The organism is Desulfovirgula thermocuniculi DSM 16036, assembly GCF_000429345.1.
Classification (GTDB): domain Bacteria; phylum Bacillota; class Desulfotomaculia; order Desulfotomaculales; family Desulfovirgulaceae; genus Desulfovirgula; species Desulfovirgula thermocuniculi.
On record NZ_AUBR01000032.1, the window covers coordinates 1 to 20,659 of the forward strand.

General features: G+C 57.4%; 22 protein-coding genes and 1 tRNA gene. 4 read left to right on the forward strand and 19 right to left on the reverse strand.

Translation table 11 applies throughout. The annotated features are described in order from the left end of the window. Positions 1 to 195, forward strand: a 195-nt coding sequence (locus G454_RS22055; protein WP_211230019.1) for a hypothetical protein, incomplete at its 5' end; no start/stop codon positions are given. 87 nt (positions 196 to 282) lie between these two features. Here G454_RS22055 and G454_RS18435 read toward each other — a convergent pair. The 3 genes from G454_RS18435 to G454_RS0108795 all read right to left on the reverse strand — a co-directional run bounded on the left by G454_RS18435 (position 283) and on the right by G454_RS0108795 (position 4,311). Then, positions 283 to 2,973: a UPF0182 family membrane protein gene (locus tag G454_RS18435; protein ID WP_211230020.1), complete on the reverse strand. Its 2,691-nt coding sequence runs from the start codon at positions 2,971 to 2,973 to the stop codon at positions 283 to 285. Between the two features lie 54 nt (positions 2,974 to 3,027). After that, entirely contained in the window at positions 3,028 to 3,219 is a 192-nt protein-coding gene (locus tag G454_RS0108790) for a hypothetical protein (protein WP_027718330.1), read from the reverse strand. A 72-nt stretch (positions 3,220 to 3,291) separates the two neighbouring features. Then, positions 3,292 to 4,311: a hypothetical protein gene (locus G454_RS0108795; RefSeq protein WP_027718331.1), complete on the reverse strand. Its 1,020-nt coding sequence runs from the start codon at positions 4,309 to 4,311 to the stop codon at positions 3,292 to 3,294. A 150-nt stretch (positions 4,312 to 4,461) separates the two neighbouring features. On the opposite strand from G454_RS0108795, the gene G454_RS0108800 reads away from it, so the two are divergent. Then, positions 4,462 to 4,537 (forward strand) — tRNA-Trp (locus tag G454_RS0108800). A 103-nt stretch (positions 4,538 to 4,640) separates the two neighbouring features. On the opposite strand, the gene G454_RS0108805 is transcribed toward G454_RS0108800, so the two are convergent. Together G454_RS0108805 and fusA are read right to left on the reverse strand one after the other, a co-directional pair. After that, positions 4,641 to 4,994 (reverse strand): hypothetical protein, encoded by a 354-nt coding sequence (locus G454_RS0108805; protein ID WP_027718332.1) that lies wholly within the window; start codon positions 4,992 to 4,994, stop codon positions 4,641 to 4,643. An 84-nt stretch (positions 4,995 to 5,078) separates the two neighbouring features. Next, on the reverse strand, positions 5,079 to 7,100 hold the full coding sequence (gene fusA / locus G454_RS0108810; protein ID WP_027718333.1) for an elongation factor G: 2,022 nt from the start codon (positions 7,098 to 7,100) through the stop codon (positions 5,079 to 5,081). A 277-nt stretch (positions 7,101 to 7,377) separates the two neighbouring features. On the opposite strand from fusA, the gene spoVB reads away from it, so the two are divergent. Further along, positions 7,378 to 8,931, forward strand: coding sequence for a stage V sporulation protein B (gene spoVB / locus G454_RS0108815; protein ID WP_027718334.1), 1,554 nt, complete (start codon positions 7,378 to 7,380; stop codon positions 8,929 to 8,931). Positions 8,932 to 8,936: 5 nt separating this feature from the next. On the opposite strand, the gene surE is transcribed toward spoVB, so the two are convergent. The 9 genes from surE to G454_RS0108860 all read right to left on the reverse strand — a co-directional run bounded on the left by surE (position 8,937) and on the right by G454_RS0108860 (position 14,772). Then, the gene (surE, locus tag G454_RS0108820; RefSeq protein ID WP_027718335.1) at positions 8,937 to 9,695 is read right to left on the reverse strand and encodes a 5'/3'-nucleotidase SurE; all 759 of its coding nucleotides are present in this window, start codon (positions 9,693 to 9,695) and stop codon (positions 8,937 to 8,939) included. A gap of 17 nt (positions 9,696 to 9,712) precedes the next feature. After that, positions 9,713 to 9,901, reverse strand: a complete 189-nt coding sequence (locus G454_RS0108825) for a YpmA family protein (protein ID WP_027718336.1) — start codon at positions 9,899 to 9,901, stop codon at positions 9,713 to 9,715. Between the two features lie 28 nt (positions 9,902 to 9,929). Then, positions 9,930 to 10,493: a GTP cyclohydrolase I FolE gene (gene folE / locus G454_RS0108830; RefSeq protein ID WP_035107513.1), complete on the reverse strand. Its 564-nt coding sequence runs from the start codon at positions 10,491 to 10,493 to the stop codon at positions 9,930 to 9,932. Between the two features lie 22 nt (positions 10,494 to 10,515). Further along, the gene (locus G454_RS0108835) at positions 10,516 to 11,253 is read right to left on the reverse strand and encodes a 7-carboxy-7-deazaguanine synthase QueE (RefSeq protein ID WP_027718338.1); all 738 of its coding nucleotides are present in this window, start codon (positions 11,251 to 11,253) and stop codon (positions 10,516 to 10,518) included. Position 11,254: 1 nt separating this feature from the next. Then, positions 11,255 to 11,818 carry a DUF366 family protein gene (locus tag G454_RS0108840; RefSeq protein WP_027718339.1) on the reverse strand — a complete coding sequence of 188 codons (564 nt, stop codon included), beginning with the start codon at positions 11,816 to 11,818 and terminating at the stop codon, positions 11,255 to 11,257. 5 nt (positions 11,819 to 11,823) lie between these two features. Then, positions 11,824 to 12,486: a 7-cyano-7-deazaguanine synthase QueC gene (queC, locus tag G454_RS0108845; RefSeq protein WP_027718340.1), complete on the reverse strand. Its 663-nt coding sequence runs from the start codon at positions 12,484 to 12,486 to the stop codon at positions 11,824 to 11,826. After that, entirely contained in the window at positions 12,483 to 12,863 is a 381-nt protein-coding gene (queD, locus tag G454_RS0108850; protein ID WP_027718341.1) for a 6-carboxytetrahydropterin synthase QueD, read from the reverse strand. The genes queC and queD overlap by 4 nt, the downstream gene beginning before the upstream one ends. A gap of 115 nt (positions 12,864 to 12,978) precedes the next feature. Next, on the reverse strand, positions 12,979 to 13,932 hold the full coding sequence (locus tag G454_RS0108855; RefSeq protein WP_169719335.1) for a tetratricopeptide repeat protein: 954 nt from the start codon (positions 13,930 to 13,932) through the stop codon (positions 12,979 to 12,981). 246 nt (positions 13,933 to 14,178) lie between these two features. Next, entirely contained in the window at positions 14,179 to 14,772 is a 594-nt protein-coding gene (locus G454_RS0108860) for a TatD family nuclease-associated radical SAM protein (RefSeq protein ID WP_027718343.1), read from the reverse strand. Positions 14,773 to 14,929: 157 nt separating this feature from the next. Here G454_RS0108860 and G454_RS18440 point away from each other — a divergent pair, with 157 nt between their 5' ends. Next, positions 14,930 to 15,325 carry a TIGR04086 family membrane protein gene (locus tag G454_RS18440; RefSeq protein ID WP_051276129.1) on the forward strand — a complete coding sequence of 132 codons (396 nt, stop codon included), beginning with the start codon at positions 14,930 to 14,932 and terminating at the stop codon, positions 15,323 to 15,325. 40 nt (positions 15,326 to 15,365) lie between these two features. Here G454_RS18440 and G454_RS0108870 read toward each other — a convergent pair whose 3' ends face one another. Genes G454_RS0108870 through G454_RS0108890 form a run of 5 tightly spaced genes read right to left on the reverse strand, consistent with a single transcriptional unit; the run spans position 15,366 to position 20,648 of the window. Further along, complete coding sequence (locus tag G454_RS0108870) at positions 15,366 to 16,202, reverse strand: FAD/NAD(P)-binding protein (protein ID WP_027718344.1); 837 nt, start codon at positions 16,200 to 16,202, stop codon at positions 15,366 to 15,368. Continuing rightward, positions 16,195 to 17,241 carry a 4Fe-4S dicluster domain-containing protein gene (locus G454_RS0108875; protein WP_035107514.1) on the reverse strand — a complete coding sequence of 349 codons (1,047 nt, stop codon included), beginning with the start codon at positions 17,239 to 17,241 and terminating at the stop codon, positions 16,195 to 16,197. Before G454_RS0108875 ends, G454_RS0108870 begins: the two co-directional genes overlap by 8 nt. An 11-nt stretch (positions 17,242 to 17,252) precedes the next feature. Then, positions 17,253 to 18,224: a Coenzyme F420 hydrogenase/dehydrogenase, beta subunit C-terminal domain gene (locus G454_RS0108880; RefSeq protein ID WP_027718346.1), complete on the reverse strand. Its 972-nt coding sequence runs from the start codon at positions 18,222 to 18,224 to the stop codon at positions 17,253 to 17,255. After that, a complete protein-coding gene (locus G454_RS0108885; protein ID WP_027718347.1) occupies positions 18,214 to 18,675 on the reverse strand; it encodes a hydrogenase iron-sulfur subunit in 462 nt (153 codons plus the stop codon). Before G454_RS0108885 ends, G454_RS0108880 begins: the two co-directional genes overlap by 11 nt. Further along, positions 18,666 to 20,648 carry a CoB--CoM heterodisulfide reductase iron-sulfur subunit A family protein gene (locus G454_RS0108890; protein ID WP_027718348.1) on the reverse strand — a complete coding sequence of 661 codons (1,983 nt, stop codon included), beginning with the start codon at positions 20,646 to 20,648 and terminating at the stop codon, positions 18,666 to 18,668. Before G454_RS0108890 ends, G454_RS0108885 begins: the two co-directional genes overlap by 10 nt. Positions 20,649 to 20,659 lie beyond the last annotated feature (11 nt).

Sequence of the window (20,659 nt, forward strand, 5' to 3'; positions counted from 1 at the left end):
GCGGCCGGTTCCTTGGTACAAAGGAAACATTTTCCTTATTGGCTCGACATCGATAGAAAGGAGGGCCGAAAAAAAGTGCTGGTGACTGCAGCCGGAGTGAACAAAAACCTCGAAGGGAAAAAGCGTTGGCTGTTGAATATACACCATGTAAGGGCTTCCTCCTCCCTTTGTGGTTTTTTGGGGTTTTTCGATTAAATTCGACACAAAGAGGAGGAAGTCCTTTCTTCTTTTAAGTAAATGTGTTACAAAAAGCAGGTTAAGGAAGTGGGTAAAGCTTACCCCTTAGGTCCTAAAATCTTTCGGGTTCAAGAGCTCTAAGTTTTGCATTTTGCTCTCGTCCAGTGTTCTTTTTAATTCCTTCAGAGCTTCACCGTATCCTGCCCAGTCCTCATTTTTCAGGTGCTCCAGAGCCCGGTCGTAAAGTTTTACGGCTTCCTGCGCCAGCCGTGCGGGGGAGCGGCTGGCAGCGCCCCCCGCCGGAGGAAACGCCTCCCCGCCCTTTGCGGGCCCGAAAATGCTCTGCAGGGCCTCCCGCAAGGTCGGCTCCATCACCACTCGGTCGCCGTGGGCCACAATGACGCGCCTCAGCTCGGGAAGCCTGCTCTGCTCGGCCTGCAGGTAAAGGGGCTCCACGTAAAGCAGGGAATCTTTTACCGGGATGACCAGCAGGTTGCCGCGGAAGACACGTGACCCGCGCTGGTCCCAGAGGGTGAGTTGCTGGGAGATGGTGGTATCCTGGTTGATGCGGGCTTCAATTTGCATGGGGCCGTAAACAAGCTCCTGCTTGGGGAACTCATAGACCAGGAGTTGCCCGTAATGCTCCTCATCTGACCGGGCGGCCAGCCAGGCAACCATGTTCTTCTTGTTCTGGGGGATATAGGGAAGAATCAGTACGTATGCGGGGCGGTATTCCCCCGGCAGCCTGGTAATGGTGTAGTAGGCCTCCATGGGCTGCTCTTTAAATTCTACGATTTCCGTGGGTCTTTCCCATTTGTCCTCTTTGTTGTAGAAGACGCGGTAATCCTCCATGTGGTACAGGGCGTACTTTTGGGCCTGAATCATGAAGAGATCTTCCGGGTAGCGGATGTGCTTGCGGAGTTCGGCGGGCATCTCGGCGAGGGGCCGGAAGAGCCCCGGGAAAATCTTGTCATATGCTTTTATAAGCGGGTCTTCCTCATCGGCCAGGTAAAAGGCCACGCTTCCGTCGTAGGCGTTAACGGTTACCTTTACGGCGTTGCGGATGTAATTAAGCTGCTTCTTGTACGGCTCCGCATAGGGAAACATGCCGGTGGTGGTGTAAGCATCCCACATCCAGAACAGCTCGCCGTTGGCCAGGACAATGTAAGGGTCGCCGTCGTAGAGGAGGAAGGGCGCGATCCTGGGCACGCGCTCGCGGATGTTGCGGTAGAGAAGAATCTGGCTCTGGGCGGTGATGTCGCGGTTAAGCAGGATATGGTAGTCCCTCAGGGAAAGGGCAAAAAGGAAGCGCCGCCACAGGGAGCCGATTTTTACCCCCCTGTTCCCCTGGTAGGTACACCACGCGTTTTCGTCCCCCTTGGGGTAGTCAAACTCCGGTCCCCTGGTGTTGACGATGACGTAGCTGTTGGTTGCCTCCCCGAAATATATTTCCGGACGCGTTATATTTAGCTCCGGGTAAGGAGAAGAGGGCGGGATATCTTTAATGAAAAAGTTAGGCAAGCCTTCTCCTGTTACCTCGTTCACCGGGCTCATGACGATGCCGTGGCCGTGAGTGTATTTTAAGTGCCTGTTAACCCAGGTTTGAGCCTGGGGGGGCAGCTGGTCCTGGTTCAATTCCCTGGCGGCCAGCATAACCTGGCGGTACTGCCCGCCTACCAGGTAACGGTCGACGTCCACCTCTTTGAGTTCATAATAAAGCCTCATTTCCTGCAGCTGGCTGTATGTTTGCTGCAGCGGGCGGTAATCCCACAGGCGTATATTCCTGATCGTGTCCTCGTTTTCCTGGATATCCTGGGCCGTTAGGCGCCTCCCGGCGGGGAAAAACCTCTTTTCTATTTTGTGCAGGTTGTATGCCTGGCGGGTGAACCTGATGGCGTTTTCGATATAAGGCTTTTCCATCTCCATTTCGTTGGGGGCTACCAGAAGCTTTTGCACCAGCAGCGGGTAAGCCAGACCTGCGGCGAGGACGCAAGCGAGGAATAAACCAGCAACATGCGGGAGGTATTTTTCTTTTTGCATCATCATGCCTGCGGCCATCCATATCCCGCAGACCAGGGCGGCTACCGCCAGGAAACGATAAGCCCAAAGCCTGGCGTGTATGTCGGTATATCCCGGGCCGTAGAAAACGCCGTGCCCTGCAAAAAGCAGGGTAAACTGCTTGAGGTAGAAGCCACCGGCCAGGAGGGTAAAAATTAAAGCTACGAGAAGGGCAACGTGAAGGCGGGGCAGCGGTGCACGCAAGAGAGCCCTCCACCCGCCGGAGTCCCTCCCTCCCCCGAGGAAGTAACCCGTGCATGTAAGGGCGAGATTGGTTACCGCCACCAGGAGGAAAAGGCGGTGAAAGAGGAGGTAGAGGGGGAGCTGGAAAACGTAGAAGCCCACATCCCGCTGAAAGATGGGGTCCGGGAGGTTGAAAGGCACCCTGTGCCGGAACAGCTGCCAGGTGAGCCAGCTTTGTGCCAGGATGTACGCGCTTACGAGGGCCAGGATAAGGCCGGCTGCCCCTACCAGCAGCAGGGCCGCTTTTGGCGCAGGGGCGAGCTTTGGCTGCTCAAGCTCTCCCGGAGATACCTGCGGGAACGCCGCCCACCTTCTTATAGGCAGCAGGTTAGCGAGGGTAAAGAAGAAAACAGCCGAAAATCCGGCGAGAAACAGTACCCACTTGGAAAGCAGGGCCGTAAGCAGGACTTTCTCGTAGCCCAAGACCTTGAACCACAGCCAGCTGGTATAAAGGCTTGCCCCTTTCCACAGGAGGATAAAAAAGAAAAGGGACAAGAGAACAATTCGCCGACGGCTTTTGCTACCCCGCAATGGTTGTCCCCCTCAAAGCTACATTGGCTTGGGATTTTTCTGGGCTTCATCGGCCTCGCGGCGCAGTTTTGCCTCGCATATCTGGCAAAACAAAATCTTTTTTTGCCTCGCTTTTTCCTCCTCATAGTCGTAATAGTCGTCGTCTTCCGGAGGGGAAAACTCTTCTATCTCTATCAGGCGGCCACATACAATGCATCTTCCGGTAGCCAAGGTTTCCATCTCCCGCAAGCGAGGTTTTGCTCTTCATTTTAGTTCGCTAACCGCCGGGTACTTTCCTCCTGTTTAAAAGTACCTTTTGAGCTCCGCGGCCATTTCTTCGGGAGAATATATGGTCCAGAATTCATCTTGCAGTACCTGGAGGTGGCTGTGGTCGCTCCCCACCACGGGGTAAATGGTGTACCTGCCCACAATCCTGAAGTGGCACCAAAAGCCCGCATCCTCTTTCCTGGCAAAGTAAAAGGCCGCATTAAAGCTGGCAATATTGTTTTCCTCGTAATAGCGCAGGACCTTCTGCAGCCCTTCCGCAAGCTCTTCCAGGTCTTTGTCCTCGACATCCTCGGGAGTGCACTTTTGGGGAAAGATGGCCGTCACGTCGGCCAGACCCCGCGGGGCAAAGGAAGCCAGCCAGTGAGAGCCTCCCACCTGTCCCAAGTAGCGCTCTCCCCTTTCACGCTCCGTTTCCAGGAGATCTTCCCAGATGCAGCGCCCCTTTTCGGCCAGGTAGGTGCGGCTGCTGCAGATCATCTCCTCAGTGTAGGCACCCGCCAGGGGGCCGCAGAGAACCTGCAAGTGGGGGTGGATCAGGGACCCACCGGCGTAGGGCATGTAGTTCCACCCTATAGAGCCGTAAAGAGCTTGCCGGGGATCGTGGGAGCGGGCCAGCTTGATGAATTCCAGGGAAGCGCGGAAGCTCTCGGTGATTAATTTTGAGTTCAGGGCGGGGATGGGCAGGTAGTGCTCCGGGCTCATGACCGTTACGGCGGCGTAAGTATCGTAGGGCGAGAGGTTGGGGACCACGACGGCCTGCCCCCACTTGAGGTGCCCGCCGGGCACCATTTCTTGAGGAAAGCGCGGCGTGGACTTGGGTAAATTCTCGGGGCAAAAGGGGCAGAACCTCTGGCGGGATTCCTCTACATAGGGGGTCCAGTCATGGTGTGGGAGCTTGGGGCTGCGAAAGGGGATGATGCGGCTCCGTTTACCCGTAAGGGGATCAAACCTGATTTCGCAGCTCACGGGAGTCAGGGCAAAATCCTTTGCGGGGTGGTGGAAGAGCGCCTCGGAAATTACTTTTCGCAGTTCCATGCCTACCTACCTCCAGTTTGGCCCTTTGCTTAATTGGTTGGGTTATAAGCCACAGTTCGCTGTCTCCGCTTGAAATTCCTGCCGGCCTTGCTACTGGGTGGCCTTGACGGGCGGCTCGGAAGGTCTTATAATAATCTTGGCGGCAGTTTTAGGGGAGTAGCTCAAGTGGCAGAGCACCGGTCTCCAAAACCGGGTGTTGCGGGTTCGAGTCCTGTCTCCCCTGCCACGTTTGAATTTGCGCGTTTTCTAAAAACCAGAAGGAGCCACCGGTTTGTAGAAAACCGGTGGCGGCAAACAGGCCCCCGGTTTTGCCGGGGGCTTTAGTTTGGTTAGGCTTGGCCTTCCCCTTTATCCTGGCAGGTCAGGTAATCAAAGAAGCGGAGGAGCCTGCTTTCTTCCCGGGAAAGAAATTCCCTCAGCTCTTTGCCGGTAAGGCCTTTTATGTTTTCGGGATCTTCAGGATCCTCTTTACTGAAGAGGATCCTTTTTATTTGCCCCTCTTCCACGGCAACCGTAATCACGATGTTGGTTGCCCCAAAAGAAGTTCTAAACTCAAACTCGTCAAATTCTTCGGGGACCTCCGGGCAATAAGTGCAGCTTATTCCCAGCGAGCTAAGGTAAGCGCGGTCTGCGGCTCTCTCGGCGGAGATGGTCTTTTCCATATACCGGCGCAGCTTTTCCAAGGGACTTCCCCTCCTTAAAGGGTTTGTCTGGGGGAAAACGTTAAAAAGCAGGGGAAAATAAGGGCCTCCCCTGCTTTTTGCTGTCTATTTGTTGTTTTCGGCGGCGGCCTTGGCCTTTTTGATAATTTCTTCGGCCAGCTTGGCGGGAACTTCTTCGTAACTGTAAAACTTCATGCGGAAAGACCCGCGCCCCTGGGTCATGGACTTGAGGTCGATGGCGTAGCGATACATTTCGGCAAGGGGAACCAGGGCCCTTACCCGCGAGTTCTTGCCGGCTGGCTCCATGCCCAAGATGCGACCCCGCTTGGTGTTAAAATCACTGATTACGTCGCCCATGTAGTTTTCCGGAACGGTTACCTCCACCTCCATGATGGGCTCCAGGAGCACCGGCTTGGCCTGCTGCTGGCCTTTCTTGAAGGCCATTGAGGCGGCTATTTTAAAGGCCAGTTCCGAAGAGTCCACCGGGTGGAAGGAACCGTCGTAAAGGGTTACCTTAACTCCCGTTACCGGGTACCCGGCAAGTACGCCTTCCTGCATGGCTTCCCTGACGCCCTTTTCCACGGCTGGGATGTACTGTTTGGGAACGGCACCGCCGAAGATTGTTTCGGCAAATTCAAAGGGTGCGTCGGCCAGGGGCTCGAGATGCAGCCAGACGTGGCCGTACTGGCCGCGCCCACCCGTTTGCTTTTTGTACTTTCCTTCGACTTTGGCCTCGCCGCGAATTGTTTCGCGGTAGGGAACCTTTGGCGTCTCTATGGCCACATCGACCCCGTACCGGCGCTTTAACCTCTCCACGACGATGTCCAGGTGCAGTTCGCCCATCCCGGTTAAGAGGGTCTGTCTGGTTTCGGTGTTCTTTTCTACCCTAATGGTGGGGTCTTCTTCCAGAAGTTTGGTGAGGGCATCGCTCAACTTATCTTCATCGCCCTTGCTCTTGGGCTGTATGGCTACCGTGAGTGTGGGTTCGGGGAAGTCTATCTTATCGAGTTTGACGGGGTGATCTTTATCGCAGAGGGTATCACCCGTACCGGTTTCCTGAAGCTTCACCAGCACGGCTATATCCCCTGTGGGCACCTCGGTGGTGGGGGTGGAGCTTTTACCCCGCACGTAGAGGATTTGCCCTATTTTTTCCTGTTTTTCTTTGGTGCTGTTGAGCACGACGGTATCGCTTTTGAGGGTTCCGGTAAAGACGCGGATAAAGTTCATTTTGCCCACGTAGGGGTCGGCCAGCGTCTTAAACACGAGGCCGGAAAAGGGTACGCCGGCCTCTACCGGGGGAGCGGGGCAGTTGGCCACGAGAAAATCCATGAGGGTGCCGATGGCTATGTTCTTGGTGGCCGAGCCGCACAGCACCGGCACCACTTTGCCGGCAGCTACGCCCTTCTGCAGCCCTGCTTTAATCTCTTCCGTGCTGAGCTCTTCTCCCTCCAGGTACTTCATCATTAATTCATCGTCGGCTTCCGCGGCAGCCTCAATTAACTTTTCCCGGTAGGAGGGTATTTCCTGTGCCAGATCTGCCGGTATGGGTACTTCCTTGGCCTTGCCGTCGGCAAAGGAGTATGCCTTTTGCTCCACCAGGTCCACAATGCCGAAAAAGTCGGTGGCCTGCCCTATGGGGAGCTGGATAGGAGCGAAGTTAGCCTTAAACTTGGCGCTGAGCTCTTCGAGGACCTTATAAAAGTTAGCGTTTTCGCGGTCCATTTTATTTATAAATACGACCCGCGAAACGGGCTTGTTTTCGGTGAGATCCCAGATGACTTCTGTTTGTACTTCCACCCCATCGACGGCGGAAACCACAAACAGGGCCGTCTCCACTACCCTCAAAACGGCTCTCACTTCACCAATAAAGTCGGCGTATCCGGGGGTATCCAGGATATTCAGCTTGTAGTTCTTCCATTCGCAGGGCACCAGACTGGTGTGAATGGTTACCTGGCGGTTGATTTCTTCGGGGTGGTAATCGGCAACCGTAGTCCCGTCCTCCACCCTCCCCAGCCTGCTTAGGGCTCCGGTATTAAAAAGCATGGCTTCCACCAGAGAAGTTTTTCCGGCCCCGCCGTGGGCTACAACGCCGATGTTGCGTATCTGCGTACTCTGGTAATTTTTCAAGCCCTTTTACCTCCTTTTTACATAAATAGTCTTTCCCCCGGTCTTCTTTCTATTCAAACATTCATTGAGAGATGGGCAAATCTGGGTAATAAAAAACATCCCGGAAATCCGGGGAAGCGGGCTGGAAACCTGGGCTTAAGTAATATTCTACGTTTGTTTCTCAAAATCCTGTAGTGGGGGGAAAAATTTTTCGACACTATATTTTGTTATGGCTGACAAGGTTGGCCACATAGGGTTGCTGCCACCACACATAGATATACCAAGAGGTGGCAGCAACATGGCCCAATCTTTTGTCTACGGTGCCTTTGTGCTCTTGCTGGCCAGCATCTTTAACAGGGCCATTGGCTTTGTTTACCAGGTGCTCCTCATCCATTTTGTGCAGCCCGAAGGGGTAGGCCTTTTTAACATGATCTATCCGGTATACATCCTGGTCCTGGTTCTGGCCACCGCAGGCATACCCGTAGCCGTTGCCAAGCTGGTGGCTGAGGAAGTGGCCCGCAGCAGCATCTGCGGCGCTTACCGGGTCTTTACGGTGGCTCTTTTCTGGCTTGCCACAAACAGCCTGCTGGTCACCGGCCTGTTGTTGATAAGTATTCCTTACATACGCCTCATTTTCCCCAACCCCAAGGCAGTTTACTGCTTTACGGCACTGGTGCCGGCCATTGTCGTCGTGGCCCTGTGTTCCGCCTTCAGGGGGTTTTTCCAGGGACTGCAGCAGATGGTACCGACGGCAGTAACACAGGTGGTGGAGCAGTCCGTACGCGTGGTGGTGGGGTTATGCGCCGCCCTCTTCCTGCTCCCCATGGGGCTTGAGTTTGCCGCCACGGGCATATCGCTGGGAGTGGTGGCGGGGGAGTTGGCCGGGTTCCTGCTGATGCTGGTTATCTACTTCCAGAAAAGGCCCGCCGGCCCTGTCCAAAAGCAACCTTTCCTCCCCGAACCCTGGCAGTCCGTTTCCCTGAGGATTTTCCGCCTGGCCATTCCCGTTACCCTGACACGCTTTGTATCCACCGCCTTTTTATCCCTCGATGCCCTTCTCATACCGCGGCGCTTGCAGGCCGCGGGGATGAATATTAAGGAAGCCACGGGTGTTTACGGACAATTCGCGGGCATTGCCGAACCCCTGCTGTTTACTCCCGGCATTGTTACTGTTTCCCTGGCCACCGCCCTGGTTCCGGCCATAAGCGACGCCCTGGCGAAAAATAACCTCTCCCTCGTGCGCGGGCGCGCGGAAGAGGCCCTCCGGCTGGCCATGATGGCCGGCCTGCCGGCGGCGGCGGTTTTTGCCCTCCTTCCCAGGGAGCTTTGCCATGCCGTTTTTGGCTATGCGGAGGCTGGGATTGCCCTGGGCATCCTGGCCTTTGGGGGTCCTTTTCTCTACCTGCAGCAGACAACCACCGGTATTCTCCAGGGGCTGGGTTGTCCCGAAAGCCCGCTGCGCAACCTAATCATAGCCTCGTTCTTTAAGCTGGCGGGCATCTATTACCTGACCTCCCTGCCTTGTTTGACCATCCGAGGAGCGGCCATCTCCCTCTGCCTGGGCTATCTGGTAATGTCCCTCCTGAACTACCGCGATTTAAAAAGGCTGACCGGCCTCAAGTTAGACCTGCACTACTGCTTTGGTAGGCCCCTGATGGCCACGCTGGGCATGGCGGCGGTTATCTGGTACGCCCGCCTCGCGTTTGCGGATGCGCCGGTAATTTCGCGCTGGGAGTTGCTGGCCGTGCTTTCCTGCGGAGGTCTTTCCTACCTCATCTTCTTGCTCCTGGTGGGAGGCCTTCACGCCCACGACCTGCGGCGCCTGATCTCCTTTCTCACCTGGCGCCGCTAGCCAAGCTAAAGTATGCCTTCCCAGTAGTTTTTAAGCTCGGCAAGCGCCTGGTAGTTGGTGAGATCCAGCTGCAACGGTGTGATGGAAATGTACCTTTCTTTAATGGCCAGGATGTCTGTTTCCTCCCTGTTGTCTACAAGGTCAAGAGGTTCCCCGGCCATCCAGTAATACACGCGCCCGCGGGGGTCAACGCGCTTGTCAAAGACGTTTACGTAGCGCCGGGTGCCCAGCTTGGTTATGCGCACCCCCCGCGGCTTTCCTTCGGGGATGTTAATGTTCAACAGGGTGCCTTTGGGCAGCCTCTTTTCAAAGAGGCGGAGGACGATCTTTCTGGCCACCTGGGCAGCGGTGGAGAAGTCCGCGCTGGTATCGCTGGCCAGGGAAATGGCCAGGGAGGTGAAGCCGTTAATGGCCCCCTCAATGGCCGCGGAGACGGTGCCGGAATAAAGCACATCGGTGCCCAGGTTGGGCCCGTTGTTTATCCCGGCCACGATTAAATCCGGCGGGAAAGAGAGCAGATCTTCCACGGCGAGCTTTATGCAGTCCGCCGGCGTGCCGTCCACGGACCAGGCTACGGCGTTGATGCCGGGAAGGGTTACCTTCTCCAGCCGCAGGGGGCGGTGGACCGTAATGCCGTGCCCGGTGGCGCTGCACTCCTGGCATGGGGCGACAATGTAAAGCTGGCCCAGGTCCTGCAAGCTTTCGGCCAGGGCCCGCAGGCCGGGAGCATAGATGCCGTCATCGTTGCTGAGCAGCAGGATCATCTTCATTCCCCGTAAGGCTAAATTTCGTATATTGAAATGATCATGTTGCCCGTGTTCTGGTCTTTGGTGAGACCGAACATTACTTTCTTATGCCGGAGGGTCTTATTTAAGAAGTCCACAACCTTGTACATATCGGGGTAGGGAGGGAAGCTCTTGGTGGCAATTAATTGCAATTTGCCCTCCCCTTTTTCCTCCTTTTCGTTCATGGGCGCGTACCTCCGTAGCGTTGCCGGATTAGCCCTTTATGAGGGCCATGGCCTCTGCCCTGGTGGCTTCATTTTTCTGGAAGAGGCCCCGTACGGCAGAGGTGACTGTTTTCGAGCCCGGCTTGCGTACCCCGCGCAAGGTCATGCACATGTGCTCGGCCTCAATGACCACCAGGACTCCCTGGGGATTGAGCCGGCGCATGATGCAATCGGCAATTTGGGTGGTGAGGCGCTCCTGGAGCTGGGGGCGTTTGGCAAAGCCCTCCACCACGCGGGCCAGCTTGGAAAGCCCCGTTACCCGTCCCCGCCGCGGGATATAGGCTACGTGGGCCTTTCCAAAGAAGGGCAGGAGGTGGTGCTCGCAGATGGAGTAAAGGGGAATGTCCTTGACCACCACCATTTCTTCGTGATCCTCGGTAAATATGGTTTCCAGGTGCCTTTCGGGATCATCCCACAGCCCGCAAAATATTTCCTTGTACATCCTGGCCACCCGGGCCGGAGTCTCCCTCAACCCTTCGCGATCCGGATCTTCGCCAATGGCTTCCAAGATCATGCGTACGGCCTTCTCAATTTTCTCTGTATCTATGGCCATTTAACCTCTCCCTCCAAGCACGTTACGGGCATCCCAGCCATTTGTGGACCTGGGGTATAACCCTGACATCGGATAAAACTTCTAAGGCCCGGGCTTGCCAGGCAAAAAGCTTTGCAGGGCCGGCACGCAGCTTGCCTCCGGCAGTTACCGGCTGGAGGACTAGGGGGATGTCGCCCGCGCTGCGTATTATCCGCAGGGCTTCTTCGATTTCCTCCTCCCTGCTTTCATGATCTACGATTAACTTGACGAAAACCCTCCTGCAGGAGGCCAGCTGCAGGAACCTTCTGTGTTCTTCCCAGGCGGGCCTGATGCCTGCCGTGGAAGGGAGCTTTATGTCCATGGCTATGGTATCTACGTAGGGGAGCAGGGGCTCGAGCTGCTCCGGCAGGGTGCCGTTGGTTTCGAGATATATGCCTTCCCTCGTTTTCGGCAACCGGGGCAAAAGCTCGGCAAGAAAGGTGGCGTGCAGCAGGGGCTCGCCGCCGGTCAGGCTGAGGGAGTGGTGGAGGTGCGGGCTCAGGGCCTTTACTCTTTTCACCACTTCTTGTACCGTAAGGGGGTTGGGTATGAGTCGGAAATCCCCGCGCACCGGGTCGGCCTGGCAGCGGCAATACTGGGGGATGTCGTGGAAAGTATCGCAATAGGAGCACTGTAGGTTGCATCCCGCCAGGCGTAAAAAAATTTGCCGGCAGCCAACAAAGATGCCCTCCCCCTGCAGGGATGAAAATATTTCCACCAAGGGGGCCGCGGGAAGGGACACCTTATGTTACCCCCCGCACCTTGCATCTGGCCATCAGGACGCCCTGTATTTCCAGGGCGTAGGCCTGCCCTATTCCCTCGGCCAGCCCGGGGATGTCCTGGGGGGAAAAGCCCATCTCTATAAGACCAGCCGCCGGGACCGGCGTGCCCTCCGGCGAGATGTTCAGGGCGAAGTGCATCATGGTGGACACGGGGGAGGCCGTGGCAATGGAAATGGACAGCTTGCGTTCCTGAAAGAAAAGGTCGTCCCCGCGGCGCAAAAGCTTTACGCCCGCCTTTTCCTCTAAAATGTCCCTGGCCACGGCTACTAAGAGGCGCTGGCGCAGCACGGCTTTTTCCAGGTCGTGATCAAAGTGCTCGACCACAAAGTGCAGCATGTCGCTGCCGTAAATTGGCGAGCGGTTTTTTAAGTCCTCCACATCTACCATGTGGGCGAAATCTACGCGGCAGGGTCCCCTGAAACTTACAATGCTTTCCCCAAGCAAACCGAAGGTGCGGTAAGCCCACAGGGAGGAAAGCTGGGACCCGTCATAGGCAATGATCTGGGGGTGAAAATAAACGTGCATTTGCGCTACCCTCCCTCCCCCGCAGCAGCCATGGCGCGGGCAAGGCGGCGGCAGCTCTCACAGCGCCCGCACATGGTTTCTCCCCCGTAATAGCAGCTCCAGATGAGGTTCCAGGGTACCCCCAGGCGCTTTCCCAGCGCCACTATTTCGGCCTTGTTAAGCCTGGCAGTGTAGCTCACCACCCTGACCCCGGAGAGGGTAGAAAAGCTGAGGGCCCTGTTGGTGGCCTCTATAAAGGCAAGGCTGTTGTCGGGGAAAGTCGCCGCTTCTTCACGGTTGAAGCCGGTAACCACCTGCTGGCAACCCATGGCTTCGGCAAAGCAGGCGGCAATGCTGATAAACAAACCGTTGCGATTGGGCACCCACACGGCGGCGGCTGTGGCCCTGGCCTCCTCCAAGTTGTCGAGAATTTCTGCAGGGGGCTCCGGCACGGCCACGTTTCTGTCCACCAGCGAAGTCCTGGTGATCTGGGCCAGAAAGGGCAGCTCTACGACCCGGTGGGGGACCTTATAATGTGCGGCCAGGGCGGCAGCGGCGGCAATTTCTTTGCGTGCCGCTTTCTGCCCGTAGTCCATGGTCAGGCAGAGCACGACTTCGCTGTCCTGGACGGCCTGCGCCAGGGAAACGGCGGAATCGAGTCCGCCGGAGAGTAGCACCACGCTTCTCATTTGTGTTCCTCCCAGTAGCTGGCAGATGCGTCGGGCGATTCCCACACGCGCACTTCGGCCAGCGATGTTCCCGGTGGCAATGCGGGCTTTAACCTCTCAAAAACGTACCTGGCCAGGTTTTCGGCGGTGGGGTTGAAGTTTTCCTGGTTGAAAGGCGGTAGCTGGTTCAGGTAAGCGTGATCCAGGTCCTTAAGAACATTATTTACCGCCTGCTTCAGGGCGTTAAAGTCAACCAGCATACCGCAGTGATCCAGGCTCGTCCCTTCCACGGACACTTCCACTTCCCAAGTGTGCCCGTGCAGGCGGCTGCAGCTGCCCCGGTAGTTTACCAGGTGGTGTGCGGCTGCAAAGCGGCTTTTCACGCTCAGGCGGAACATGGTAAGGTTGTCCTCCGCGGAGGTTTAATCGTGTAGTAGTATGACAAATACACCTAGCTTTAAACTATTTCGCCGGCTCTTACAAACGTCCTCCTCCCCAAAAAAGAAAAAGGGTCTAAAGCCCCAGGGCGTGGCGGTAACACTGCGCTGCTTCCGCAGCGCGCCCCAGCTCGTTGAGGATGTTTCCCTGTAAGCCCCAGGCCAGGAACAGCGCAGGGTTTTCCTGCAACATTTTTTTGCAGATGGCCATGGCCTCCTCGTGCCGGTGGAGCTTTACCAGGCAGGCTGCCTTGTTTAAGAGTATTAACGGGTTATGGGGCTCCAGGCTTAGGGCTTTATCAAAAAGCTGCAGGGCCTCGTCGTTCTTATCAAGCTCTTCCAGGAGGAGGGCGTAGTTGTTGTAGGTGGTAGCATCGGCCTTGTAGCGCTGGATGATGACCTCGTAGTAGGAAATGGCCTTGGCGTACAGGCGGGCCCGGTGATAGCACGAGGCCAGGTTGGCCAGGATAGTTGTGTCGCCCGGGCACATTTCTTTGGCCAGCTCGTAGCAGGCAATGGCTTCCTCGTAACGCCCCAGGTGGTAAAGGCTGTAACCCTTGTTGTTCATTACCTCGGCGTTATTTAACCCGCCTGCCTGCGCGCGCTGGTAATACTCGAGGGCTTCCTCGTGCCGGCCCATTTTGCTGGCGGCCAGCCCCATGTTCAGGTACAGTTCGGGGGTAGCTCCGCGGCTGTCCATTACTTCTTTAAACAAGGCAAGGGCATGTTCTGCCTGGTTAGCCTCCAAAAGCTTAATACCAATTTCTGTTAAAGTTAGTTCGTTCGCCCCGCCGGTTTTAGGGGAAAGGTCTCCCTCGTCACAACTGCCGTAGGTGCCGGTTTTCTCGATCAGCCGGGCGGTATTGAAAGCCCTTTCGTTCATGCGCTTAAGCCAGTAGAGGAGGCCGGCCCTGCCCTCGTCGCCGCACGCCTTTTTCCAGTGTATCAGGGCCTTGTCCAGCCAGCCCTTTTTAAGGCACAGCCTGGTGGCGTGCAGGTGGAGCATGCGCTGCTCCGGCTTATGCTGCATGGCTCTGTAAAGCCACCGCAGGGCCTTTTCCTCGGCTCCCAGAGTCTCTAAAATGCGGGCCCCTACATGCCATAAAAAGGCGAAAGCGTCCGGCCTTTTGGGAGAAGACAGGGGAATCCTCCACATCGGCAAGGTCGCCCCTTACAGCGAGAATTCTCCGGGAAAGATAGTAAATATTTTCTTTGTCCCTCATGGTTATTCCTGCTAGTTATGGCAACATTAAGTATCCATATGGTGGTGAGCCGCTTAACCGCCCACAAAATGACGCGGGCGGAATTCCGCCCCCAGGCCGTGGGCAATTTCCCGGCACTTCTGCATATCCACTTCCGGCCACTCTACGGCGGTAAGCACCACTTTAGGTATTTCTCCGACACAGGCACGGGCAAATTCCAGCACGGCACCGTAGGCTTTTTCCCCGAAAACGGGGCGGCACACCTTCCGGTATACATCCTCCGCGTGGGCGTTTAAACTGATGCTCACCGCGTCCACCAGTCCTTTTAGGGCGGGGACGATGTTCTGCCCGTAAAGGAGATTGGCCTGGCCGTTGGTGTTAATCCTTACCGCAGCCCCCCTCTTTTTGAGCCAGGACGCTACTTCCCTGACCAGCTCCAGGCGCATGAGGGGCTCGCCGTAGCCGCAAAAGACCACCTCGCGGTAAGCGAGCGGGTCTTTGATGGCCCTTATTACTTCCTCGACGCTCGGCTCGCGCTCCAGCCAGAGGTTGTAGCCTATCCCGCCGGGGGTATGACGGATGCAGAAGAGGCAGTTGTTGGTACACCTGTTGGTAACGTTTAGGTAAAGTTTTTGCCCCAGGGTGTAGGTCAGGATTTGTTCGCCCATGCTTTCCCCCCTCCCGGGAATATTTCTCTTCCCCTTTCTGCTTTCCTGCCCCCGGGGGGTGCCTCTGCCACGACGGGGTAGAGATCCTTGACCAGGCGTTATTTCCATAGATTAACACGAATATAACTAATTATAAAGCCGTCGGGGGGTGATTGGTTTGCCGGGAGAGAATGGCAAGGCCGGCTCTTTTATTGATTTACTGGAAGTGCTGCGGGGGACTTTCTGGGCCCTGGTGTTTTCCTTTGCAGGAAGCGTTTTCCTCGGGGCGGGGTTGTACTTTACCGCCTTGGCCGAAGACGTGCTGCCCTGGTTTGGCACCGGCCTCTTTTTCTTTAGCGTGCTGGCAGGCGCCTGGCTGGCATCCTACCGGGCCGGGAAAGGAGGGCTCTGGCACGGCCTGGGGGTGGCAGTGCTGTTCTGCCTCTTCTCCTTCCTGCTTACGGCCACCGTGCTGCCCGTGCCCCTTGTGCCCTCTTCCCTGGTCCAGAAAGTAGTGCTGGCCGCCGCAGCGGGCGTGCTGGGTGGTGTGCTCGGTGTGAGTTCTTCCCGGTAAACGAACGAGAAAAGACACCGGTTTACTTGCCGGTGTCTTTTTAAAATTCCGGGGGAAGTTCTTTGAGCTGGCTTAAGTAGAAGACCGGCCCGTCCACGCAAACAAACTTGCTTCCTATGTTGCAGCGCCCGCATTTACCGACCCCGCACTTCATTTTCATTTCCAGCGTGGTGATGATGCGCTCGTCCGGAAAGCCGAGTTTTTGCAGGGCGGAGAGGACGAACTTAATCATTACCGGGGGACCACAGGTAATGGCGAACCTGTTTCTGGGCGAGGGAGATATTTCTTCCAGGTAGCTGGGCACAAAACCCACATGGCCGTTCCACCCTTCTTCGGGCCTGTCAATGGTGAGGTACACTTTTGTTCCGGGCATGTGGGGCCAGCGGTTAAAAAGGTCGTCTTTAAAGCACAGGTCTGCCGCGGAGCGGGCGCCGTAAATTATCTCCACCTGGCCGTAGTGGCTGCGGTTTTCCCCGTCCAGGACGAAGTCAATAAGAGCCCGCAGGGGAGCCAGGCCTATGCCGCCGCCAATGAATAAAAGGTCGCTACCCTTCATTTCCTCGTACGGGAAATGGTTTCCCAGGGGGCCCCGGATGCCCACCTTGCTTCCCGCCTCCAGCTGATGTAGGGCACCGGTGAGGAGCCCCACCCTTTTCACGCTGAATTCGAGCAGCCCCTTGCGAGTGGGCGAAGAAGTAATAGAGATCGTTGCTTCGCCAACACCAAAGACGGAAATCTGGGCTACCTGCCCCGGTTTGTGCCGGAAGTGATCCCATACCCCCGGGTCGTCAAAAACTATCTGGAAAGTTTTTACGTCGGGCGTTTCGTCCGTAATCTTAACGATCGTCGCCGGGTAGGGCTTAAGCGGATTATCCATGGCTGGCCAGCTCCTTTAAGTCGCCGATGATCCGGCGGATATCTATGTTAACGGGGCACTTGGCCACGCATCGGCCGCAGCCGACACAGCCACCCAGGCCGTAGCGGTCCTGGTGGTACTTGAGCTTGTGCAGGAAGCGGTTGCGCACCCTTTCCTTTTGGGTAGGCCTGGGGTTATGGCCGCCAGCCATGCGCGTGAACTGGCTGAACATGCAGGAATCCCAGCAGCGCGCGCGCAGGCCGCGGGCCCCGTCCCAGCTTTGATCGAAGATGTCAAAGCAATGGCACGTCGGGCAGGTATAAGTGCATATGCCGCAGCCCAGGCATCGGCTGGCGACTTCCTCCCAGTAGGGAAGTTCAAAGTGGCCGTCCAGGAATTCCTTAACCCCGCGCAGATCGGGCAGGAAGGCAAACATGCCCGCCAGCTGCCCGGCCAGCTCCTGCCTGGCCCTTTCCCCCCGCCCCTCCTCGTCCGGCGCAAAGTGCCCGGGGTAGCGTTGGATAATTTCTTCCCCCCGGGAGGTCATGGCCTTTACGGCAAAGGAGCTGCCGCTTTCCGTAAGTAAGAGGTCTGCCCCCGCAGCTACCACGGGATCTCCCCCCACAGCCGGGCAAAAGCAGTAGGGGCCCGGCTTGGTGCAGGAAAGGGCCACAATAATGGTAGCCTTCCGCCTCCCCAGGTAATAGGGATCCGGGTATGTGCCGCCAAAGACCGGGTCCAAAGCCAGCAGGGCCCTGACGTCGCAGGGATGGAGGCCAAACAGCACCCTTTCTTTGGGGCCCGGGGGTTCCTGCAGGGTAATTCCTCCCCCGGCGGTGGAAAAGGCGAAAAGCTCCTCGGTGGAGGGCAAAAACCACTCCTTTGGAGGAAGGGTACTTGGGGCGCAGTCGAAAACAATCTCCTGCGGGCCGCCGACCTGCTTAAAGGTAATAACGCCTTTTTCCTCTTCCACCGGGGCTATTAGAGGGTAATCCCTGGCCAGACGGGATAGCCATGAATGCAGGCCCTCCCGGGTAAGCAGAAAGTCGCGAACGCTCATCGGCTTTCCCCCTAGTTGAACTCGTCCGGGTCTTCGGTGGCGAACATGCCCAGGGCAGGCATTTCATCCAGCCTGCTTCCCGGGGTGGAGACGCCGAACAGTTCTTTAATGTCCTTGATAACCTTCTGGTTGAGGAGCCTCAAAGGAATATTAACGGGACACGCCCTTTCGCATTCCCCGCAGTCCACGCAGCGCCCGGCCACATGCATGGCCCTTATGAGGTGGAAGGCGGTGTTTTCCGAGAGATTGTGGGCCTTGGCTACCCAGCAGGGGTCGGTCTGGTCAAAAACGCATTCCCGGCAGGTACAGGCGGGGCAGATGTTGCGGCAGGCATAACAACGCAGGCAGCGCTGGAAGTGCCCGTCCCAGAAAGCGCTCCTCTTTTCCCTGGGCCAGCTTTCCACTTCTCTTACTTCCGCGTAAATGTTTGCGGCGGGCTCGGCGGCGACCTCCTCGGCCAGCAGAGTATCGGCCAGCACCGGCGTGGGATTCTCGCAGTAGCGGCACTTAGCGCAGAGAGCCTCTCCGCGCGGCAGGCTAAGGGTGCCGCTTTCCGTTTGCAGGAGGAACTCTCCGTCGGTAACGGAGGCTCCCAGGATGCGGGTCCCCGGCGCAATTTTTAACGCCGCCGCCTTGGCGTCTACTACTCCCAGGCAGGGAATGCCGATAACCACTACCTTTTCCCTCTGCACCTGGTTGTCCTGGAGGAGGCGCACTAAGGCCCGCGAATCGCATCCTTTAACTACCACGGCTACCTTATACGGCTCGTGGTGGTAGTTAATTAGATACTTGGCCAGGCTGTTTACGCAGAAGGGATTCCAGACCAGCCTGTCGGCTTGGGCTTCTTCCTTAATGAAAGCGGGCGTAACCCAGTAAGCCTCGCTGCCTGCGGCATAGCCAATGACCAGGCCGACCTCTCTTTCCCGTAAAAGCTGCCGGGCTGTTTCGCGCAATCTCTCCTGTATTTTGTTTTCATCCCTCATGATCCTTCACCCCAGAGAAGCCCGGTGGCTCCTGCCTCATCTTTTTGTTCGGCCCCAGGGCCTTTATTTTCCGGTCCAGCTCGTCAACCGTTTGCGCAAACTTGGCCCCCTCGGAGCCGCTGATCCACCGTACCTGGAGCCGCTCCCCTTCAAAGCCGACGTACTCCAGGAGGCGCTTGAAAACCAAAAAGCGCCGCCGCGCATGGTAGTTGCCGCTGACATAATGGCAGTCCCCGGGGTGGCAGCCGCTGACGAGTACGGCATCGGCACCCCTCTGGAAGGCGCGGATGATAAAAGCGGGATTTACCCTTCCCGAGCACGGCACCCTGACGATGCGTACGGTTGGTGAGTAGCTCAAGCGATTGAGGCCGGCCAGGTCGGCTCCGGCGTAGCTGCACCAGTTACAGCAGAAGCCGACGATTTTTGGTTCCCACTGGCTGTCTAGAGACATAGGGCATCTACCTCCGCCAGTACCTGTTCGTTGCTGAAGCCCTTGAGGTTAATTGCTCCGGGCTTGCAGGCCACGGTGCACGCGCCGCAGCCCTGGCACAGGCCGCTGTTCACGCTGGCTACCGTGCGTTCTATTTTCTTTCCGGCAGCGTTTTCGCTGACGGTTACGGGTTCAATGGCCCGGTACGGGCACACTTTTTGGCACTCGAGGCACCCGTAGCAGAGGAACTGGTTAACCTGCGCCACCGTGGGCTCGGCGGCCATTTCTTCCCGTGAGAAGAGGGCGCAGACCTTGGCCGCCGCCGCGCTGGCCTGGGCCACCGTGTCGGGTATGTCCTTGGGGCCCTGGCAGGCCCCGGCCAGGAAGATTCCGGCGGTGTTCGCCTCCACCGGCCTCAGCTTGGGGTGGGCCTCGGTGTAAAAATCGTTTTGGTCGCAGGAAATACCCACGAGGCGGGCCAGTTCTGCCGCGCCACGGCTGGGGACTACAGCCGTAGCCAGGACGACGAGATCCGCGCCGACCTCCACCTGCCTGCCCAGGAGGGTATCCACGCCCCTGACGATGAGCCTGTCCCCTTCCGGGTATATCTTGGAAACCCTTCCCCGGATGTAGTGGGCTCCATCCTGGAGGGTGCGCAGGTAAAACTCCTCGTAGGCTTTGCCGGCAGTCCGCACGTCCATGTAGAAGACGTAGACCCTTGCCCCCGGCAGTTTTTCCAGGACCTGGTGGGCGTGCTTTGCCGTATACATGCAGCAAATGCGCGAACAGTACTCTTTGCCCTTGGCCGGGTCACGGGACCCCACGCATTTGACGAAGACCACACTCTGCGGTTCCTTCCCGTCGGAAGGGCGCAGGATCTTCCCCCCGGTGGGGCCAGAGGCGTTAATCAACCTTTCAAACTGCAGGCTGGTAATTACGTTGGGGTAGCGCCCGTAGCCGTATTCCCCGTAAACCTTTTCCCACTCAAAGAGGTCATACCCCGTGGCCATGACAATGGCGCCCACTTTTTCCTTTATAAGCTGGTCGCCCTGCTGGTAGTCTATGGCCCCTGTCGGGCAGACCTTCTCGCAGACGCGACATTTGCCGGCGGCAAAGTACCGGCAGTGCCGGCGGTCTATTACCGGCTTGTTGGGTACGGCCTGGGGAAAGCTGACATAAATGGCCTTGCGGGTACCCAGGCCCTGCTCGAACTCGCTGGGAACCCGGGTGGGGCACTTCTCCCAGCAGGTGCCGCATCCCGTACACTTAGTGTGGTCTACGGAGCGGGCTTTTTGCCTGATGGTCACCTCGAAGTTCCCCACGTAGCCTTCTACCTTTTCCACCTCGGCGTAAGTGTAGAGGGTGATCGACGGGTGCTGGGCTACGGCCACCATCTTGGGCGTACAAATGCAGGCGGAGCAGTCCAGGGTGGGGAAGGTTTTATCGAGCATGGCCATCTTGCCGCCAATAGTAGGCTCCCTTTCCACCAGGATGACCTGGTGACCGGCGTCGGCAATGTCCAGGGCCGCCTGCATGCCCGCTATGCCGCCGCCGATAACCAGGGCCTTTCTGGTTACGGGGATGGTGGAGGCAAAGAGCGGCTCCAGGCGTGATGCCTTGGCCACTGCGCGGCGCACCAGGGAGATGGCCTTTTCCGTGGCCCGCCCGGGCTGCTTTTGGTGCGCCCAGGCACACTGCTCCCTGATGTTGGCGATCTCCAGCAGGTACGGGTTTAGTCCCGCCCTTTCCAGGGTTTTGCGGAAGGTGTTTTCATGGAGCCGCGGCGTGCAGGCTGCCACGACCACCCTGGTAAGGCGGTGTTCCCTTATGGCCTGCACGATCAGTTCCTGCCCGGGTTCGGAGCACATGTACTTGTAGTCGGTGGCCAGGACCACGCCGGGAAAGGAGGAGGCGGCTTTGGCCACCTGCGGCACATCTACCACGCCGCCGATATTGGTGCCGCACCAGCAGACAAATACACCTATGCGTTTCATCTTCCTTGCAC

What these genes read in the sequence shown, in the direction of transcription:
- G454_RS0108860 (WP_027718343.1), bottom strand. Translation starts at nt 14,772, where the DNA reads ATGGGCGAACAAATCCTGACCTACACCCTGGGGCAAAAACTTTACCTA.
- folE (WP_035107513.1), bottom strand. Translation starts at nt 10,493, where the DNA reads ATGGCCATAGATACAGAGAAAATTGAGAAGGCCGTACGCATGATCTTG.
- G454_RS0108870 (WP_027718344.1), bottom strand. Translation starts at nt 16,202, where the DNA reads ATGGATAATCCGCTTAAGCCCTACCCGGCGACGATCGTTAAGATTACG.
- surE (WP_027718335.1), bottom strand. Translation starts at nt 9,695, where the DNA reads ATGATCCTGCTGCTCAGCAACGATGACGGCATCTATGCTCCCGGCCTG.
- queC (WP_027718340.1), bottom strand. Translation starts at nt 12,486, where the DNA reads ATGAGAAGCGTGGTGCTACTCTCCGGCGGACTCGATTCCGCCGTTTCC.
- G454_RS0108890 (WP_027718348.1), bottom strand. Translation starts at nt 20,648, where the DNA reads ATGAAACGCATAGGTGTATTTGTCTGCTGGTGCGGCACCAATATCGGC.
- G454_RS0108825 (WP_027718336.1), bottom strand. Translation starts at nt 9,901, where the DNA reads ATGAACGAAAAGGAGGAAAAAGGGGAGGGCAAATTGCAATTAATTGCC.
- spoVB (WP_027718334.1), top strand. Translation starts at nt 7,378, where the DNA reads ATGGCCCAATCTTTTGTCTACGGTGCCTTTGTGCTCTTGCTGGCCAGC.
- G454_RS0108885 (WP_027718347.1), bottom strand. Translation starts at nt 18,675, where the DNA reads ATGTCTCTAGACAGCCAGTGGGAACCAAAAATCGTCGGCTTCTGCTGT.
- G454_RS0108880 (WP_027718346.1), bottom strand. Translation starts at nt 18,224, where the DNA reads ATGAGGGATGAAAACAAAATACAGGAGAGATTGCGCGAAACAGCCCGG.
- G454_RS0108855 (WP_169719335.1), bottom strand. Translation starts at nt 13,932, where the DNA reads ATGCAGCATAAGCCGGAGCAGCGCATGCTCCACCTGCACGCCACCAGG.
- G454_RS0108795 (WP_027718331.1), bottom strand. Translation starts at nt 4,311, where the DNA reads ATGGAACTGCGAAAAGTAATTTCCGAGGCGCTCTTCCACCACCCCGCA.
- G454_RS0108875 (WP_035107514.1), bottom strand. Translation starts at nt 17,241, where the DNA reads ATGAGCGTTCGCGACTTTCTGCTTACCCGGGAGGGCCTGCATTCATGG.
- G454_RS0108840 (WP_027718339.1), bottom strand. Translation starts at nt 11,818, where the DNA reads ATGCACGTTTATTTTCACCCCCAGATCATTGCCTATGACGGGTCCCAG.
- queD (WP_027718341.1), bottom strand. Translation starts at nt 12,863, where the DNA reads ATGTTCCGCCTGAGCGTGAAAAGCCGCTTTGCAGCCGCACACCACCTG.